Source organism: Bacillus sp. FSL K6-1012, assembly GCF_037964915.1.
Lineage (GTDB): Bacteria > Bacillota > Bacilli > Bacillales > Bacillaceae > Bacillus > Bacillus halotolerans.
Map to the genome: position 1 here is coordinate 2,353,801 of NZ_CP150175.1, position 15,218 is coordinate 2,369,018.

A 15,218-nucleotide genomic window follows, 5' to 3' on the forward strand; every position below is an offset into this window, starting at 1 on the left:
TACGACAAAAGTGTAACACGTTTTGTACGGAAATGGAGCGGCAAAACCGTTTTACGCTGAAAATCTTAAACGAAAACCCCCGATAAAGGGGGCGGTATATCTACAAAATGGTGCTGGCAGGTTCTTGTCCAAGCATTTGTTCAATTTTGTTTTGGTCATTCAAAACGGCAACTTTCGGCTGATGGTTTGCCGCTTCTTGATCAGACATCATTTTGTAGGAAATAATAATAACCTTATCGCCTTCCTGTACAAGGCGTGCGGCAGCTCCGTTTAAACAGATGACTCCGCTTCCGCGCTGACCGGGAATAATGTACGTTTCCAGGCGTGCTCCATTGTTATTATTCACAATTTGCACTTTTTCATTAGGAAGCATTCCTACCGCATCAATAAGATCTTCATCAATTGTAATGCTGCCCACATAGTTAAGATTTGCTTCTGTAACAGTTGCCCTATGAAGCTTTCCACTCATCATCGTGCGATACATCATTATATTCTCTCCATTTCTCGAATATCAATAATGATATTGTCTATTAAACGCGCTTTTGAAAATGCAACTGCTACAGCCAGAATAATCTTTCCTTCGAGCTTGTTCACAGGCTCAAGTTCCGGATAAGAAAATAGCTCAACATAATCAATTCTGCCGCTTGTCGTTTCAATGATGTCTTTTGCAGCATTGATGACCGTTTCAGGATTTCTCTCACCTGCTCTGATCAGCTCGGCACTCGTCTGAAGGGCCTGGTAAAGCTTAGGCGCTTCTCTTCTTTCCTCAGCCGTTAAATACACATTCCGGGAGCTTTTGGCTAACCCGTCTTCCTCTCTGACCGTATCTACAGCAACCAGTTCAATATCCATGAAGAAATCACTGATTAAACCATCAACAACTGCCACCTGCTGCGCATCCTTTAAACCAAAATAAGCGCGTGTCGGTTTAACAAGATTGAACAGCTTCGTCAGCACAATGGCAACTCCGTCAAAGTGTCCTTCTCTTGAACGCCCGCATAAAACCTCTGTACGTCTCTCAACATGTATCGTTATATTTTTTTCACCGGGATACATGTCACGGGCATCAGGAGTGAAAAGAATATCAACGCCGGCATTTTCCGCAAGAGCGGCATCACGTTCAAGATCGCGCGGATACGCTTCAAAATCCTCCCCGGGACCGAATTGCGTCGGATTCACAAAAATACTCATCACGACGGCGTCATTTTCTTGTCTGGCTTTGTCTGCCAAGGTTAAATGCCCTTCATGAAGAAATCCCATCGTCGGAACGAATCCGATTGTTTTGCCTTCTGACTGATATTGTGTAATGATTTCTTTCAGCTGTGAGATATCTGTAATCTGCTTCATCTTATTTTCCTCCGTACAAGCCTTCCAGGACTGACTGATTCATCTGAAAGGAATGCTTTTGTTCAGGGAAAGCACGACGTCTTACATCATGGACATATCCACTGATTGCTGTTTCTATAGTGCCGTCAATTTGCGTATATTGTTTCACAAATTTAGGTGTTCTAACAACACCATGGCCGATAACATCGTGATAAACAAGAACCTGTCCGTCCGCTTTTACACCAGCTCCGATTCCAATGACAGGAATGGATAATGTTTCTGCGATTTTTGCCGTGAGTTCTGCAGGCACACATTCAAGCACAAGCATCATGGCTCCCGCTTCCTCACATTTTATACTGTCTTCTATTAATTTCTTAGCGCTTTGTTCATCTTTGCCCTGTACTTTATATCCGCCTAATACACCGACTGATTGCGGTGTCAGCCCTAAATGACTGACAACAGGAATGCCACCGAGCGTCAAGGCGCGGATGGATTCAAACACCCCTTCACCGCCTTCCAGCTTCAGCGCGTCGGCTCCGCTTTCCTGAACGATAGCTGCGGCATTTTTCAGCGTATCCTCTTTAGACAAGTGGTAGGACATAAACGGCATGTCGGTTACGATAAATGTATTTGGCGCACCTCTTTTGACCGCTTTCGTATGATGGATCATATCCGCAACTGTCACGCCGACAGTTGAATCAAGGCCTAGCACGACCATTCCTAGTGAATCACCGACTAAAATCATATCGACTCCCGCTTGTTCAGCAAGCTTGGCTGCCGGATAATCGTAAGCCGTCAGCATGACAATCGGTTCTTCATTTTCTTTCATTTTTAAGAAATCAAGTTTTGTTTTCACTTTTTCTCCTCCTCATTTTTAGAGGAGATGAGCTGCCGTTTCTTATTCAAGCCAAAAAACCTTCCGCTACACGAGAAGGATTCTTCACTTTCTAAAGTTCGGCGAGTTTCATCCCTCTGTCCCAGTCCTTTTTGGATCAAGGCAGACTGCTGCAATGTCTATCTGTTTTTTATGAATAGGTGCAGTTCGCAGGCGATACTGCCCAATGGAAGTATATCAAAATCAACAGGCTTGTACCAACTACAATGAACCCATTTCGATATCTGCCGAATAGATTTTTTTTATGCCTTCCTTTGTTTCTAAAAGAAGAACACCCTCTTCGTCTATTCCTAAAGCTTTCCCGTAAAATGTTCCGTTTAGCGTTCTTGCTCTTAATTCACTGCCGATTCCAAGCGCATAGCTTTCCCACAGAAGTTTAATCGGTGTGAAACCATGCGCTAAATAATCGCGGTACCGTTTTTCAAAAGAAAGCAAAATATGCTGCATGACGCTGGCCCGATCTATTTTTTCACCGGCTGCCAGACTGAGGCTCGTTGCGGTTTCCTTTAGCTCCTCTGGAAAATCATCGGCCTCTTGATTAACGTTTATGCCTGTTCCAATAATGACTGAACGGACGCGGTCTTCTTCCGCCTGCATTTCAGTTAAGATGCCGACTGCTTTTTTTCCGTGAATTAATATGTCATTAGGCCATTTAATATCCGTTTGGAGACCTGTTGCCTCCTCTATTCCTTGCACAACAGCTACCGCAGCAAGAAGTGTAAGCTGAGGTGTTTTTTGAAGCGGAATGTCTGGACGCAAAATCAGGCTCATCCAGATGCCTGTTCCTTCTTGAGAATGCCACACCCTTGACATACGCCCTCTGCCGGCTGTTTGTTTATCCGCGACAACGAGAGTACCCTCGGGCGCGTTATCATTAGCAAGCTCATGAGCCTTTTTTTGAGTGGATGAAAGGACGTCATGATAAAAAAGATGCTGGCCCATCACTTCTGTTTTCAGCCCAAACCGTATCTCACTTTCACTGAGTTTTCCAGGCTTTTTGATAAGCCGATACCCTTTTCTTCTGACAGCTTCCACTTCATAGCCTTCTTTGCGAAGCTCCTCAATATGCTTCCATACAGCTGTTCTCGAGCATCCGAGAGCATCACTGATTTTTTGGCCGGAAATAAACTCGCTTCCGGCCTGAGAAAATAATTCAATAAGATCGTTTCTTAAGGTTGATCGCATGTCTTCAGCCACTCCTCTATGTGTTCCTTCTGATTGGAGAGCTTTCCCGTTACAACAGCCTGCTCTATCCGCTGTAATTCTTCAGACACCCATTTTCCAGCGGGCTGGTTTCGCAGTGCAAGTAAATCCCGCCCCGTGATGGCAAGATCCTTCAAACTTTTGATGGGCAGGCTTTGATAAGCTTCTCTGACTTCCTTCAGTCTCTCACCGTTCAGCTTCTTGGTTTGCCGGAGCATTGATATTTTGACCGCGGATAAAAGCGCTTTTTCACCAGCCTTGTACATGGACATAGCGTCAAGGCTCTGGCCAAACGTATCGGCAATGTGAGCGGCTTCCTTCATCACTTTTCCAGGGAGCTTCCAGGCTTTAAGGAAAAGCATCGCTTCTTTCAAGTCTATCTGAAGATCAATTAAAAGCGCTGCCCAAAGCTCCTCACGAGAAGCGAGAAGAGAAAACGGAAACTCGCTCGCCGTCAGCAGGTTCTCTCGTTTGTGATAAAAACCGGGCAGTTCTTCATAAAGCCCCGTATGTACAAGCATTTGAATGGCCTCTTGGGACGCTTTTCCCAGTAAAAGCTTCTCAAACTCTATTGTTTTCCGTTCGACTGACACATGAGACAAAAGTGTTTTCTCTTTTATGATCGCTTCTTCTGTTTCTTTCGAAAGCGTAAATCCGAGCTGGCTCATAAATCGCACCGCTCTCAGCATGCGAAGCGCATCCTCCTGAAAGCGGTCCTCCGGTTTTCCAACCGTTCGAATCAGCTGCTGATCAATGTCTTTCTTGCCGCCAAAATAATCAAGAACTTGACCGTCAGCTGTCATGGCCATCGCATTAATCGTCAAATCCCTGCGTTTCAAATCCTCTTCTAATGAGGTGATAAAGTGCACTTCTGACGGTCTTCTGTAATCTTCATAATCTGATTCAGTCCGGAATGTAGTGACTTCATAGGTATCATCTTCCCAGAGCACGATAATGGTCCCGTGCTCTTTGCCGACATCAACTGTCCGCTTAAAAAGCCGTTCTACTTGGTCCGGTGCCGCATCTGTCGCAATATCGACATCTCCAATTGTTCGTTTCATATAGCTGTCACGAACTGCGCCTCCGACAAAGTAAGCTTGGTGACCTGCTTCAATTAATGTGCGGAGCACGGGAAGTGCTTTAATAAAAACTTGTTCCATGTCATCACTCCGGTTCTGCTAAATCGGCATATATCTGTTCATACTGGCTGACAATCTTTTGTGACGAAAATTCATTATTGAGCATTTCCATGGCCGCTTCGGTAAACCGCTTGCTCAGCTGTTCGTCTTCTAAAATGCGAACCGCTTTGGCTGAAGCGGCTTCGACATCGCCGACATCCACCAAAAACCCGCTCACATTGTTTTTTATCACTTCAGGGATACCGCCAATATTCGTTCCGATGCAAGGCACTCCGCATGCCATCGCTTCAAGCAGGACAAGGCCGAAACTTTCTTTTTCAGACAGCAGCAGCTTCAAATCACTGATTGAGTAAAGTTCCTCGACACGGTCTTGATTTCCAAGCATCAGCACTTGTTTTTCCAGCCCATATTTTCTGACAAGCTCACAGGCCACTGATTTCTCAGGACCGTCTCCGACTAAGAGCAGTTTTGCTTTTGTTTTGCCGGCTATATTGCGAAACACCTGGATGACATCCTGCACACGTTTGACCTTCCTGAAGTTGGACACATGGATCACGACTTTTTCATCCGGCAGTATGCCATGTTTCTCTTTAATGGCCGCTGTGTTTTTCTTAAGATATACACGTTCATCTATGAAATTATAAATCGTTTCTATTTTTTTCTCCGGCTTAATTAAATCGTACGTTTCAGCAGCAAGGGCTGATGAGACCGCTGTCACCCTATCTGAAGCCTCTATCGCAAAACGGATAAGATCTTTTAAGGATGGATCGTAGCCTAATACTGTAATATCCGTTCCATGCAAAGTTGTTACGATGCCGATATTCCGTTTCAGCATCTGCTTTGCGAGATAAGCGCAAACCGCATGCGGCAGAGCGTAGTGAGCGTGGATGATGTCTAAATTCTCCCGTTCTGCAACCTCAGCGATTTTGCTTGCCAATGTTAAATCATACGGCGGATATTTAAAAACGGCATATTGGTTAACTTCAACTTCATGAAAGTGAATATTAGGATGGTATGTATTTAATCTAAACGGGATGCTCGATGTTATAAAATGGATTTCATGACCCTTTTCAGCAAGCTGTTTCCCGAGTTCTGTCGCAATGATACCTGAGCCGCCGACGCTCGGATAGCATGTAATGCCTATCTTTAACTTTTTCATTGTTCGCCCCCAAGCACATCATGGTCCAGCATCAGCATCCGATTGGAAAAGAAGCCCTCGGCGTACCCTACACCCGCTTCTTTGCCGTACAGCTTTTCTCTTGCTTCAATGATCTCGATATAACCGTTCGTCAATGGTGTTGAAACAGAATTCTGTGACGGTACAAACTGGCTTTTGTAGGCATTGAGGCTTTTCTTTTTATCCTCTATTGTATCCGAGATATCAATAACAAAATCAGGCTGATGAAAACCATTTATCATATAATAGTAGACCTTACTTACTTTATGCGCAGGCAGGCTGTTTTCATCTTTATATTTATGGATTCCTGCTGAAAAGATCGCTTCTTCTACCAGTGCGGCAGCATTGCCGTGATCCGGATGACGATCCTTTTTATATGGCATAAACACCACTTTCGGCCGGCAGGTTCTAATGACTGTGACAATCGCCCGAATCGCCTCATCACTCATCATCAGCCCGCGGTCAGGGAGCGTCAGCTGAATTCTTTTGTCCACACCTAATATACGGGCTGCTTCGGCCGCTTCTTCTTTTCGCAAACTGACTGTTCCGTTTGAAGACAACTCCGCTTCAGTCAAATCGCATATCACAGCTTTTTTTCCCTGTTTGACAAGCTTTGCTATTGTGCCGCCCATACCGATCTCGACATCATCACTATGGGCGCCAAAAGCAAGAACGTCAGCATTATACATGAGGCTCTTCTCCCCGAAAAAGATTGCGGAATTCAAAAACGCCTTCATCAAGTGTGCGAACAAGTATTTCTGCAGTTCCCATATTGGTGGCAAGCGGAATCGAATAAACATCACATAAACGGATTAATGCCGAGACATCCGGTTCATGCGGCTGTGCGGTCAGCGGGTCGCGCAAAAAGATAACTAGGTCAAGTGCGTTAGCGGCAATTAATGCGCCGATTTGCTGGTCTCCGCCTAAAGGGCCGGATTGAAAACGCTGAATTTGAAGGCCGGTCGCCTCTTGAATTTTCAATCCCGTTGTTCCCGTTGCATATAGATCATGATGACTCAAAATCTCCTGATAAGCGGTTGTAAATTGGATCATATCCTGTTTCTTCTTGTCATGCGCGATCAAAGCAATTTTCATCATTTATCCCCCTGTCTAATCAATGATATTTTCCAATCCGTAGACAAGCTGATCAATCTTCATGACTTGTTCTACAGACAGTTTTACACCGGACATGAAGGAAGCACGGTTATAAGAATCGTGACGGATCTGCAGCGTTTGGCCGTCCATGCCGAACATCACTTCCTGATGGGCGATCAACCCTGGAAGACGAACACTGTGCAGACGGATTCCGTTTAGCTCCGCACCTCTTGCTCCTGGGAGAATTTCTTTTTCATCTGGATGTCCTTGCTGTTTTTCTTTTCGAACCTCGGAAATCATTTCAGCGGTTTTGAGAGCCGTTCCGCTTGGCGCGTCAAGCTTCTGATCATGGTGAAGCTCAATAATCTCAACATCATCGAAGTAATTGGCAGCCATTTTTGAGAATTTCATCATGAGTACCGCACCCAATGCAAAATTTGGAGCGATGATAGCCCCGATCGCTTTTTCTTCTGTCAGAGATGTAAGTTCTTTCAAATCAGCTTCAGAGAAACCGGTCGTACCCACTACAGGGCGGACACCGTGTTCTAATGCAACTTTTGTATGTACTTTCCCGATTTCGGGTGTAGTTAAATCAATCAATACATCTGGTTTTGTTTCAGTAAAGCAGGCATGGATATCTGTGTAAATAAGAGCATCAGACTCAACAGACATCACATCAGATAATTTGTGCTGATCGTATGTATGGTCAACTGCTCCAACTAGGTCAAAATGAGGTGTTTTTTCCGCCAATTTAACAGCTTCTTGCCCCATTCTTCCCCGCGGTCCTGCAATGACTACTTTAATTGTTTCGTTTGACATCTTGATCTCCTCTACTTTCCTTCTTCTTTTCTAGTCCAGCGGTCTTTATCTCTTGTATTAAATTTATGCATGACTCGGTCGTGGGCTTCCTCTAATGAAATATCAAGTGAGTTGGCTAAACAAACCAATACAAACAGCACATCGCCCATTTCCTCTTCCATGCTTTTATCATCTTCAGTCGCTTTTTTTGGTTTTTCTCCATAACGATGATTGACTTCCCTTGCAAGCTCGCCCAGTTCTTCGGTTAATCTTGCCATCATGGCAAGTGGGCTGAAATACCCTTCTTTAAATTGGCCGATGTAGCGGTCCACCTCAGCCTGTATATCTTTCATTGTTTTATCACTCACTGCACGAAACCTCCTATCATCCTCTTACATGTTAGCTAATTCGGATACGTTTGACAAATGTTTAAGCACGTTTGCTGTTTTCTTTTGCATCCACTATAATATAAACGCTATCTAATGGAAGGAAAAGGGGTTTTGTGTGATGCTTGGAGAAATTAGATTAAAAAACATATTTTTTATTTTAATCGGTGCAGCAATTTTTTCATTTGGCCTGGTTCATTTCAATATGCAAAACAATCTGGCAGAGGGTGGATTCACAGGAATTACGCTATTGCTTTATGCCCTTTTCCATATTAGTCCTTCTATTTCAAACCTGGTTTTGAATATCCCGATCTTTTTTATCGGCTGGCGTTTGCTGGGCAAGACAATGTTTGTATACACCCTAGTCGGTACTGTAGCACTGTCTTTATTCCTCAGCATTTTTCAGCGATATGAAATACATATGCCCCTTCAGCATGATCTTGCGCTTGCCGCTTTATTTGCCGGCGTATTCATTGGAGCCGGCTTAGGCATTATTTTTAAGTTCGGCGGTACGACGGGCGGGGTTGATATCATTGCCCGTTTGGTCAATAAGTATTTTGGGATACCAATGGGCCGAACGATGTTTGCTTTCGATGCTTGCGTGATCATTTTATCATTGCTTACCTATCTCTCTTACAAAGAAGCCATGTACACATTGGTTGCCGTTTTTGTGGCGGCAAGACTGATTGATTTTATTCAGGAAGGCGGATACGCAGCTAAAGGTGCAACAATCATCTCTGCGAAAAACGACCAGATTCAGAAGAAAATTCTTGAGGAAATGGAACGGGGCGTTACCATTTTGAAAGGACAGGGATCCTACACGAAAGAGGATCTAGACGTGCTGTATTGTGTAGTGCCCAAAAACGAACTGGTCATGCTGAAAAGTGTGATTAACTCCATTGACCCTCATGCCTTTGTCGCGGTCAGCGATGTCCACGATGTGCTTGGAGAAGGATTTACACTCGATGAAAATAAAAATCCGCTCCCGCGCTAATGTTTTTTTGATAACAAAAGGCGGCTGCCGCCGCCCCTCTTACTCATTTTGGATAATCCCGCTTTTTTAGTTTCTTTTTCTCCGCTCTGTATTTTCTGTAACCGACATAAGTAAGTGCAGTAATGATGATACCGCCTGTAGTGATCATCACCCATAACAAAGACGGATCTGCATCATCCTCTTCCACCCTGTCAAATACACTCTTCAGATCGTTCTGGAGTAGGGAAAGCCGTTCAAGCTTCGTACTCTCGGTCATTTGCTGAAACCCCTCTTGCTCAATCACTTCAATATGTTTTCCGACTGTATCAAGCTGATCTTCTGATATATCGATTGTAAGACTTGGATAAATCAAATCATACAAGCTGATAAATTCGTTCCACTTTTCATGAAAGCTCGTACTTTCATTTTTTTGGACATCCTGCTTAAGTGCGGCAAAGACCTCCATAATCGGCTTCTCCAGTGACCCCCAAAGGGGATCAGACTGATTGTCAACAGCATCCATCAGCATTCTGAACTGCGCGGCTGCTCTGAGCTTTTGTGTGTCTGATGCATCAGCCTGTTTTAAACTCCGTACCATATCGTTATAGCCCAAAGTAATCTGGCGAATTTGGGCTCCAGTTAACATGCTGTCTTGCTTCTGTTTTTCAGCGGATTTTAATGTTTTTTCAAAATAAGATAAGACTTGCAGCGCCTCTTCATATTTCGACTGGCGGGTCATTTGAAAAACCGTATCGGATAAATCATTCAATTCCTTGAGGCTTCCCCGCTCTTCAGCCTTGGCATTCCCATTATAAAAAATAAGAGCAATCAACAAACAGATCGTCAGCTTTCGTTTCATGCAGGTCCCTCCCACTCTCTCTCCTTACAGAATATGAAGGAAAGGACAAGGATAGACCAAGATTGTCTTTACGTCAGTTGAAGCTTTGTTTGCTTTTTCGAAATGACGAGATAGAAGGCAAGTCCGATTGAAAAGATGCTCAGCCAAAACGTTCCGTATCCTATGTCAGTCATATATTCAGAAAGCATGGAGTATTGCGGCATCATCCCAAACAGGTAATCAATGACATCATTATGAAGCGTCCAGACCGCAGCGATAACAAGATGCCATAATGAAAATCGAAAATACGGGCTGTACAGCACCCCCTGGACAGCCATTGCAAAATGCGAGGCAATCAGCATATAGCCTTCCCATGGCAAATCACCCGTTACAGCCAGCACGAGAAGATTCATGGCGACCGCCCACAAGCCATATTTCACGAGCGTCACTAACGCAAGCGCTTCAAAAAGCGGAGCATTCCGCTTCATGAGAAAGGCCAGCAGCACAAACAAGAAGAAAAACGTTGCTGTCGGGCTGTCCGGAACAAAGATGAGGAAGCGGGCAGGCGTCTCCAAAAGCTGAGGCAAGTACCAATAGTATCCGTAAACCGTTCCCAGAAAATTGATCGCTAAGACAAGAATAAGCATCTTTCGCTGTCCTAATACATATTGAAACCATTTCACATCAAATCAACTCTCAGTCTGTAAAAATAATGTGTCCATATAAAAAAGCTGACGCCTGGTCAGCTTTTGATAATAAAAGTATATCCTTCCGTTTCGCAATTCACAATACGTTATTTTGCCGTTGTTTCGGAAATGAATTTCGCAAGTTCTTCAAGCTGCTTATCATTTCCTTTGAACACGCCTGCCGGCATTTGGCCTTTTCCTTCAACAGCGATCTTTTTGATTTCTTCCGGCTTCAGTCCGGTATCTACCAATGAAGGCCCGGCCGCTCCGCCTTGAAGATTATCCCCGTGACATGAAATACAGCCCTGCTCCTGAAAAATTTTATATCCTTCGGCACTGGTATCGATATCCGCTTCTTTTGTGATTTTCCCCTGCTCCTCCGCCTTTGCCCAGTCGTGAGTAGCTACGGACTGCCAGGTCAAAAATACAGCCGCGGAAATAGCCAAGAGCATCATCCCGACAGCCACGGGACGCTTCCAAGGCCTTCTTTCCGTTCCCCTGTCGAGAAATGGTGCCAAAAGCAGAGCGCCAAAGGCGATCCCCGGCATAATCATAGCGCCGACCACCGTAAAGCTCCCAGCGGCGTATTCATATTTCAAAAGCTGATATAAGAAAAGAAAATACCAGTCCGGCAGCGGAATATAACCTGTATCCGTCGGGTCCGCCATCCGCTCCAAAGGCGGCTGGTGTACAATCGTCAAAACAAGAAAACCGATCAGAAAGACAGCTCCGACCATCCATTCCTTCAATAGGAAATTTGGCCAGAAGGCTTCTGTTTTACCGGGATACTCTGAGTAATCCTTCGGTATATTCGGCTTTTTCTCAGCCGGTATCCTTGAGTCTCCTACAAATTTCATCCCTTTGCCCCGGTGCATGTCATCCCCTCCCTTTTATTCGCAGATCAAGTTTAAAGCGGTCCTGAAATCCCCTGCTTGCGGATCATAATAAAGTGTGCGGCCATCAATCCAAACAAGGCGGCAGGAAGAAAGAATACATGGATCGCAAAAAACCTAGTCAGCGTTTGGGCGCCTACAATATCCGGATGCCCTGCCAGGAGTGTTTTGACTTGCGTCCCGATCAAAGGAGTGGCTTCAGCGATCTGCAGCCCGACTTTTGTGGCAAACAGAGCCTTCATATCCCAAGGTAGCAAGTAGCCTGTAAACCCAAGCCCAAGCATGACAAAAAAGATTAACACACCGACTATCCAGTTCAGTTCCCGCGGCTTTTTATACGCCCCTTGGAAAAAGACCCTCAGCGTATGTAAAAACATCATCACAATGACCAAGCTGGCGCCCCAATGGTGCATTCCCCTGACAATCTGGCCGAATGCAACTTCATTTTGCAAATAATATACCGATTCCCAGGCATTTTTAATATCAGGCACATAGTACATCGTTAAAAACATCCCAGACAACACTTGGATAACGGTTACAAAAAACGTCAGTCCCCCAAAACAGTACACAAACGCAGAGAAATGGTGGGCGGGATTCACATGTTCCGGCACTTCGTGATCGGCAATATCCCTCCACATCGGTGTAATATCAAGCCGTTCATCTACCCAGTCATAAATTTTGTTCAGCATGTCACCCTTCCCCCTTAGGCTTTGCTTTTCCAAGATACAGGAAGCCGTCTTTAACTTCTTGCTCGTAATGATCAAGAGGCGCAAGCGGCGGCGTGCCCGGGACATTGGTGCCGTCTTTTTCATAGAGTCCGTAGTGGCAAGGACAGAAAAATTTATTCGGATTTTTAGGATCGCTGTTCCAGTTCACCGTACACCCCAAATGCTTACAAATTGGTGAAAGTGCTACAATCTCATCCCCATTTTTGAAAACCCAAGCTGATCTCGATTCTTCCGACTCATACCAGGCATCGACTTGATTAATTTTGAAATCAAAGCGCTGCGGCTCTTTTGTCAGCTCATCTACGCTGACAACCTGAACCATGTCCTGCTTTCCTGTCGATTTTAATACCGGGTCGAGTGCAAAGCGAACCATAGGCATGAGCATACTAGCCGCCATAAACCCCCCTACGCCTGTAAGCGTATAATTTAAAAATTGACGTCTCGATATATCATGTCTTCCGCCCATCTCTTCTCCCCCCCTCAAGGTCAACCCTGCAAACTGACTAAAATAGAAAATATTTCATAACTCTAGACACCCTCATAATATATGAATCTCTCAGCAAGGTCAATATAGCCAAAATATTGTTTATAAGGAAATGTAAGTGTTTTTACGAGGCGTTCCATAACTGTAACAAAACGTTCAAAATTTCAGCTGTTCGTTCATCTAATATTTTTCTTTTTATGGAGTCATTTAAGTGCTCTAACGGAACAGAAGGCGCAACAATCATCTTCCCCAATGACTCTTCGCAACTCCAATGATCATCAGCTGTCAGCAGTACAACATGCTGAAAATCTGATTTGACCTCCTCCTGTAAATCTTTCAGCCCTTGAACGGTATTTTCATTTCTATCAACATATGTATAAGCAGGCAATAAATATACCCGTCCTTTTAACTGCCTTTCCAATTCATCAGCTAGAAGCTGCGTAAATTCGCCTCTTTCAGCTGCTATTTTTAATTGGCTCCCCATTTTTATGTTAATTAATGGTATGACAGCGGTATCAATGTAATCTTTAGATTGTAAATAGTCCTTAGCATCAGGCATTTTCCACCTCATCATCGTTCTCCCCTTTTTACGACAACAAGCCTTGCATTACACTGCAAGGCTGGTCATGTTATGTGAGCTGATTCAATTGGCGCGATAATTGTTCAAATGCTTCTTTATCGTGACGATCAAGCGCATCGTCAATGTCTTTTAATAATTTTTCTCTTTGGAATGTAGAAATGGCGTGCTCCAGGATTTGTTCAGCCAGCCCCTGATCTTTTTTGTTTTCAAACAGATCTTTCGGAATGTGAGGGTTGGACTCCAGCACCGCCGCATACTCAGGAGAACTGTAGGCTGAACGGAAATTAAGCTGGATAAACAAATCCTGCTGTTTATTTAATCTAATATCATGAAAAGATTTTTCCGCGTCGGTTGTCATAACATTCTCTTTATAAAACCGAAACGGAACTTCTTCAACACAATGTGTTGACATTATAATGCCTCTAGGGCAAAATTCTGCCTGCTCTACAAAATGAACCTTTTCCATTAAAGAATCGTGGCTCATTAAATAGTTCAAGATCCATACGCACTCTCTGCGCTTTAGCTGATAATGGTTTAAAAACCAACGGATAAAATCCTTTTTCTCATTGACAGAAACAGGGGTCTGCATGTAATTCCCTCCTCTATCGTTCGTATAATCTATACTTATATGTTCCACATAAGCGGTTAAATTTCCTGCTTATCTCGAAAATTCATCCTCGATCCGCAAGATTATTTCTTCCAACTCTTCATTGGCTCCGTCTATTTCGAGTACCTTTTTCAATAGCGGCAGCGCTTCTTGTTGGAGGCCTTCTTCTAATAAAAAGGTTGCGTATTCGTATAAGAAATCTCTGTCATCACGATAGTGAAGAAAAGCTGCTTCAAAGGATTGTTTTGCTTGTTCATACTGCTCTAATTCGGTGTAAGCGCTGGCCAGATACCAATTGTATTTCGGATCTTCTTCCCCGTAGCCCCGCACCTCTTGAATCAGATCAATAATTTGCTCAAAATCCTCTTCCTTATGATACACAGCAAGGAGAGTATGAAGTGCTTCGACAAAACCAGGATCAAGAGCAAGCGCTTCCTGAAGAAGTTTTTTCCCTTCTTCTGACTTCCCGATTTTTAACGCCATCTTTGCGGCATAGAGGAAAAGTTCTTTGTTATATTCATCATACCTGATACCCTCTTTTGCCGTTTTTAATGCCTCTTCATACATCCCTTCAGCCTCATAGCTCTTTGAAAGCGGCATATAAAGTGATGAATAGGATGGATCAAGCTCCTTTAAATCGGACAGCTGTTTAATAGCCGTTTTGATCAGTCCCGCCTGCGAGGCTGTAAATCCATAGCCGAAAATTGTATTAGGGTCAGGATTCTCATCTACAGCTTTTTCATACCACGGAATGGCCTCCTCAAAATCTCCTGATGCACTTAGCGATTCCGCCAGTCTTTGGTGGACATTAACGCCTCCGATCTCACTCTGCTCCCCAGCCGTTCTTTTAAAATATTGAACAGCTTTTGCATAGGCTCCTTGAGTAAAGTAAAGCTCGCCTAGCGCAAAATCAATGATTGGTTCATTTTCAAGAATAGACTTTGCCTGTAAAAGCTTTTGCTCACTTACTTCGAACAGCCCCTGCATCTGATAAAGATCAGCCATGAGCAGCAGGCTTTCCGGATATGATGGGTCTGATTCCGGGATCGTTTCCAGCACAGCCAGCGCTTTTTCTTCTTCGTCAATATCTATTAAAAGTTCAGCATAAAAATTCGTCAGTTCTGTTTCATTCGGATATAAATCATGCAAATCACTGATCAGTGAGATCGCTTTCTCTACATTTCCCCACTCGTAATAAAGCTGTGCTGCGATGGCTTTATCTTCATCATGAAGCTGTTTTTCGGCCTTCGAGAGGGTGTTGAGTCCCTTTTCTGTTTCTCCTGCTTCAACTAATTTTATGGCTTCTTGAATTAATGTATTCAAATCGGACCGGTCCTTTCTTTTCCTAACAACATCAATCATACATAAAAGTCTTACTTGTTTGGGTTAATCCTATCATAATTCAGAGGA

The 15,218-nt window shown here is 44.0% G+C and carries 19 protein-coding genes; 1 reads left to right on the forward strand and 18 read right to left on the reverse strand.

Annotation, left to right across the window (positions count from 1 at the left end):
• Positions 1 to 100 precede the first annotated feature (100 nt).
• The 10 genes from panD to NSS75_RS12045 all read right to left on the reverse strand — a co-directional run bounded on the left by panD (position 101) and on the right by NSS75_RS12045 (position 8,001).
• Positions 101 to 484 carry an aspartate 1-decarboxylase gene (gene panD, locus NSS75_RS12000; protein ID WP_044156733.1) on the reverse strand — a complete coding sequence of 128 codons (384 nt, stop codon included), beginning with the start codon at positions 482 to 484 and terminating at the stop codon, positions 101 to 103.
• 2 nt (positions 485 to 486) lie between these two features.
• Positions 487 to 1,347 carry a pantoate--beta-alanine ligase gene (panC, locus tag NSS75_RS12005; RefSeq protein ID WP_339233210.1) on the reverse strand — a complete coding sequence of 287 codons (861 nt, stop codon included), beginning with the start codon at positions 1,345 to 1,347 and terminating at the stop codon, positions 487 to 489.
• Position 1,348: 1 nt separating this feature from the next.
• Positions 1,349 to 2,182, reverse strand: a complete 834-nt coding sequence (gene panB, locus NSS75_RS12010) for a 3-methyl-2-oxobutanoate hydroxymethyltransferase (RefSeq protein WP_339233212.1) — start codon at positions 2,180 to 2,182, stop codon at positions 1,349 to 1,351.
• A gap of 240 nt (positions 2,183 to 2,422) precedes the next feature.
• Entirely contained in the window at positions 2,423 to 3,406 is a 984-nt protein-coding gene (locus NSS75_RS12015) for a bifunctional biotin--[acetyl-CoA-carboxylase] synthetase/biotin operon repressor (RefSeq protein ID WP_024121844.1), read from the reverse strand.
• Positions 3,391 to 4,584 carry a CCA tRNA nucleotidyltransferase gene (locus NSS75_RS12020; protein WP_213417700.1) on the reverse strand — a complete coding sequence of 398 codons (1,194 nt, stop codon included), beginning with the start codon at positions 4,582 to 4,584 and terminating at the stop codon, positions 3,391 to 3,393. Before NSS75_RS12020 ends, NSS75_RS12015 begins: the two co-directional genes overlap by 16 nt.
• A 4-nt stretch (positions 4,585 to 4,588) precedes the next feature.
• Positions 4,589 to 5,722 (reverse strand): N-acetyl-alpha-D-glucosaminyl L-malate synthase BshA, encoded by a 1,134-nt coding sequence (gene bshA / locus NSS75_RS12025; RefSeq protein WP_024121846.1) that lies wholly within the window; start codon positions 5,720 to 5,722, stop codon positions 4,589 to 4,591.
• Positions 5,719 to 6,429, reverse strand: coding sequence for a bacillithiol biosynthesis deacetylase BshB1 (gene bshB1 / locus NSS75_RS12030; RefSeq protein WP_339233216.1), 711 nt, complete (start codon positions 6,427 to 6,429; stop codon positions 5,719 to 5,721). Before bshB1 ends, bshA begins: the two co-directional genes overlap by 4 nt.
• Positions 6,422 to 6,835, reverse strand: a complete 414-nt coding sequence (gene mgsA / locus NSS75_RS12035; RefSeq protein ID WP_326208374.1) for a methylglyoxal synthase — start codon at positions 6,833 to 6,835, stop codon at positions 6,422 to 6,424. Before mgsA ends, bshB1 begins: the two co-directional genes overlap by 8 nt.
• A 15-nt stretch (positions 6,836 to 6,850) precedes the next feature.
• On the reverse strand, positions 6,851 to 7,654 hold the full coding sequence (gene dapB, locus NSS75_RS12040; protein ID WP_101860374.1) for a 4-hydroxy-tetrahydrodipicolinate reductase: 804 nt from the start codon (positions 7,652 to 7,654) through the stop codon (positions 6,851 to 6,853).
• Between the two features lie 11 nt (positions 7,655 to 7,665).
• Positions 7,666 to 8,001 (reverse strand): nucleotide pyrophosphohydrolase, encoded by a 336-nt coding sequence (locus tag NSS75_RS12045; RefSeq protein ID WP_004398044.1) that lies wholly within the window; start codon positions 7,999 to 8,001, stop codon positions 7,666 to 7,668.
• Between the two features lie 139 nt (positions 8,002 to 8,140).
• Here NSS75_RS12045 and NSS75_RS12050 point away from each other — a divergent pair, with 139 nt between their 5' ends.
• Complete coding sequence (locus tag NSS75_RS12050; protein WP_044155146.1) at positions 8,141 to 9,013, forward strand: YitT family protein; 873 nt, start codon at positions 8,141 to 8,143, stop codon at positions 9,011 to 9,013.
• Between the two features lie 43 nt (positions 9,014 to 9,056).
• On the opposite strand, the gene ypjB is transcribed toward NSS75_RS12050, so the two are convergent.
• The 8 genes from ypjB to NSS75_RS12090 form a co-directional block, all read right to left on the reverse strand.
• A complete protein-coding gene (ypjB, locus tag NSS75_RS12055) occupies positions 9,057 to 9,851 on the reverse strand; it encodes a sporulation protein YpjB (protein ID WP_101860373.1) in 795 nt (264 codons plus the stop codon).
• A 68-nt stretch (positions 9,852 to 9,919) separates the two neighbouring features.
• A complete protein-coding gene (locus NSS75_RS12060) occupies positions 9,920 to 10,513 on the reverse strand; it encodes a DUF1405 domain-containing protein (RefSeq protein ID WP_339233219.1) in 594 nt (197 codons plus the stop codon).
• A 110-nt stretch (positions 10,514 to 10,623) separates the two neighbouring features.
• On the reverse strand, positions 10,624 to 11,391 hold the full coding sequence (locus NSS75_RS12065; RefSeq protein WP_010334724.1) for a menaquinol-cytochrome c reductase cytochrome b/c subunit: 768 nt from the start codon (positions 11,389 to 11,391) through the stop codon (positions 10,624 to 10,626).
• Between the two features lie 32 nt (positions 11,392 to 11,423).
• Positions 11,424 to 12,098 (reverse strand): menaquinol-cytochrome c reductase cytochrome b subunit, encoded by a 675-nt coding sequence (gene qcrB, locus NSS75_RS12070; protein ID WP_003225560.1) that lies wholly within the window; start codon positions 12,096 to 12,098, stop codon positions 11,424 to 11,426.
• A 1-nt stretch (position 12,099) separates the two neighbouring features.
• Complete coding sequence (locus tag NSS75_RS12075; protein ID WP_010334725.1) at positions 12,100 to 12,603, reverse strand: ubiquinol-cytochrome c reductase iron-sulfur subunit; 504 nt, start codon at positions 12,601 to 12,603, stop codon at positions 12,100 to 12,102.
• 142 nt (positions 12,604 to 12,745) lie between these two features.
• Positions 12,746 to 13,192 (reverse strand): YpiF family protein, encoded by a 447-nt coding sequence (locus tag NSS75_RS12080; RefSeq protein WP_101860372.1) that lies wholly within the window; start codon positions 13,190 to 13,192, stop codon positions 12,746 to 12,748.
• A gap of 58 nt (positions 13,193 to 13,250) precedes the next feature.
• Positions 13,251 to 13,790 carry a ReoY family proteolytic degradation factor gene (locus NSS75_RS12085; protein ID WP_003225551.1) on the reverse strand — a complete coding sequence of 180 codons (540 nt, stop codon included), beginning with the start codon at positions 13,788 to 13,790 and terminating at the stop codon, positions 13,251 to 13,253.
• A 69-nt stretch (positions 13,791 to 13,859) separates the two neighbouring features.
• Positions 13,860 to 15,131, reverse strand: coding sequence for a tetratricopeptide repeat protein (locus NSS75_RS12090; RefSeq protein WP_103671821.1), 1,272 nt, complete (start codon positions 15,129 to 15,131; stop codon positions 13,860 to 13,862).
• Positions 15,132 to 15,218: the final 87 nt, after the last annotated feature.

What these genes read in the sequence shown, in the direction of transcription:
- NSS75_RS12075 (WP_010334725.1), bottom strand. Translation starts at nt 12,603, where the DNA reads ATGGGCGGAAGACATGATATATCGAGACGTCAATTTTTAAATTATACG.
- dapB (WP_101860374.1), bottom strand. Translation starts at nt 7,654, where the DNA reads ATGTCAAACGAAACAATTAAAGTAGTCATTGCAGGACCGCGGGGAAGA.
- NSS75_RS12080 (WP_101860372.1), bottom strand. Translation starts at nt 13,192, where the DNA reads ATGAGGTGGAAAATGCCTGATGCTAAGGACTATTTACAATCTAAAGAT.
- NSS75_RS12050 (WP_044155146.1), top strand. Translation starts at nt 8,141, where the DNA reads ATGCTTGGAGAAATTAGATTAAAAAACATATTTTTTATTTTAATCGGT.
- bshB1 (WP_339233216.1), bottom strand. Translation starts at nt 6,429, where the DNA reads ATGTATAATGCTGACGTTCTTGCTTTTGGCGCCCATAGTGATGATGTC.
- qcrB (WP_003225560.1), bottom strand. Translation starts at nt 12,098, where the DNA reads ATGCTGAACAAAATTTATGACTGGGTAGATGAACGGCTTGATATTACA.
- mgsA (WP_326208374.1), bottom strand. Translation starts at nt 6,835, where the DNA reads ATGAAAATTGCTTTGATCGCGCATGACAAGAAGAAACAGGATATGATC.
- NSS75_RS12085 (WP_003225551.1), bottom strand. Translation starts at nt 13,790, where the DNA reads ATGCAGACCCCTGTTTCTGTCAATGAGAAAAAGGATTTTATCCGTTGG.
- panC (WP_339233210.1), bottom strand. Translation starts at nt 1,347, where the DNA reads ATGAAGCAGATTACAGATATCTCACAGCTGAAAGAAATCATTACACAA.
- NSS75_RS12020 (WP_213417700.1), bottom strand. Translation starts at nt 4,584, where the DNA reads ATGGAACAAGTTTTTATTAAAGCACTTCCCGTGCTCCGCACATTAATT.
- NSS75_RS12015 (WP_024121844.1), bottom strand. Translation starts at nt 3,406, where the DNA reads ATGCGATCAACCTTAAGAAACGATCTTATTGAATTATTTTCTCAGGCC.
- bshA (WP_024121846.1), bottom strand. Translation starts at nt 5,722, where the DNA reads ATGAAAAAGTTAAAGATAGGCATTACATGCTATCCGAGCGTCGGCGGC.
- NSS75_RS12065 (WP_010334724.1), bottom strand. Translation starts at nt 11,391, where the DNA reads ATGCACCGGGGCAAAGGGATGAAATTTGTAGGAGACTCAAGGATACCG.
- ypjB (WP_101860373.1), bottom strand. Translation starts at nt 9,851, where the DNA reads ATGAAACGAAAGCTGACGATCTGTTTGTTGATTGCTCTTATTTTTTAT.
- panD (WP_044156733.1), bottom strand. Translation starts at nt 484, where the DNA reads ATGTATCGCACGATGATGAGTGGAAAGCTTCATAGGGCAACTGTTACA.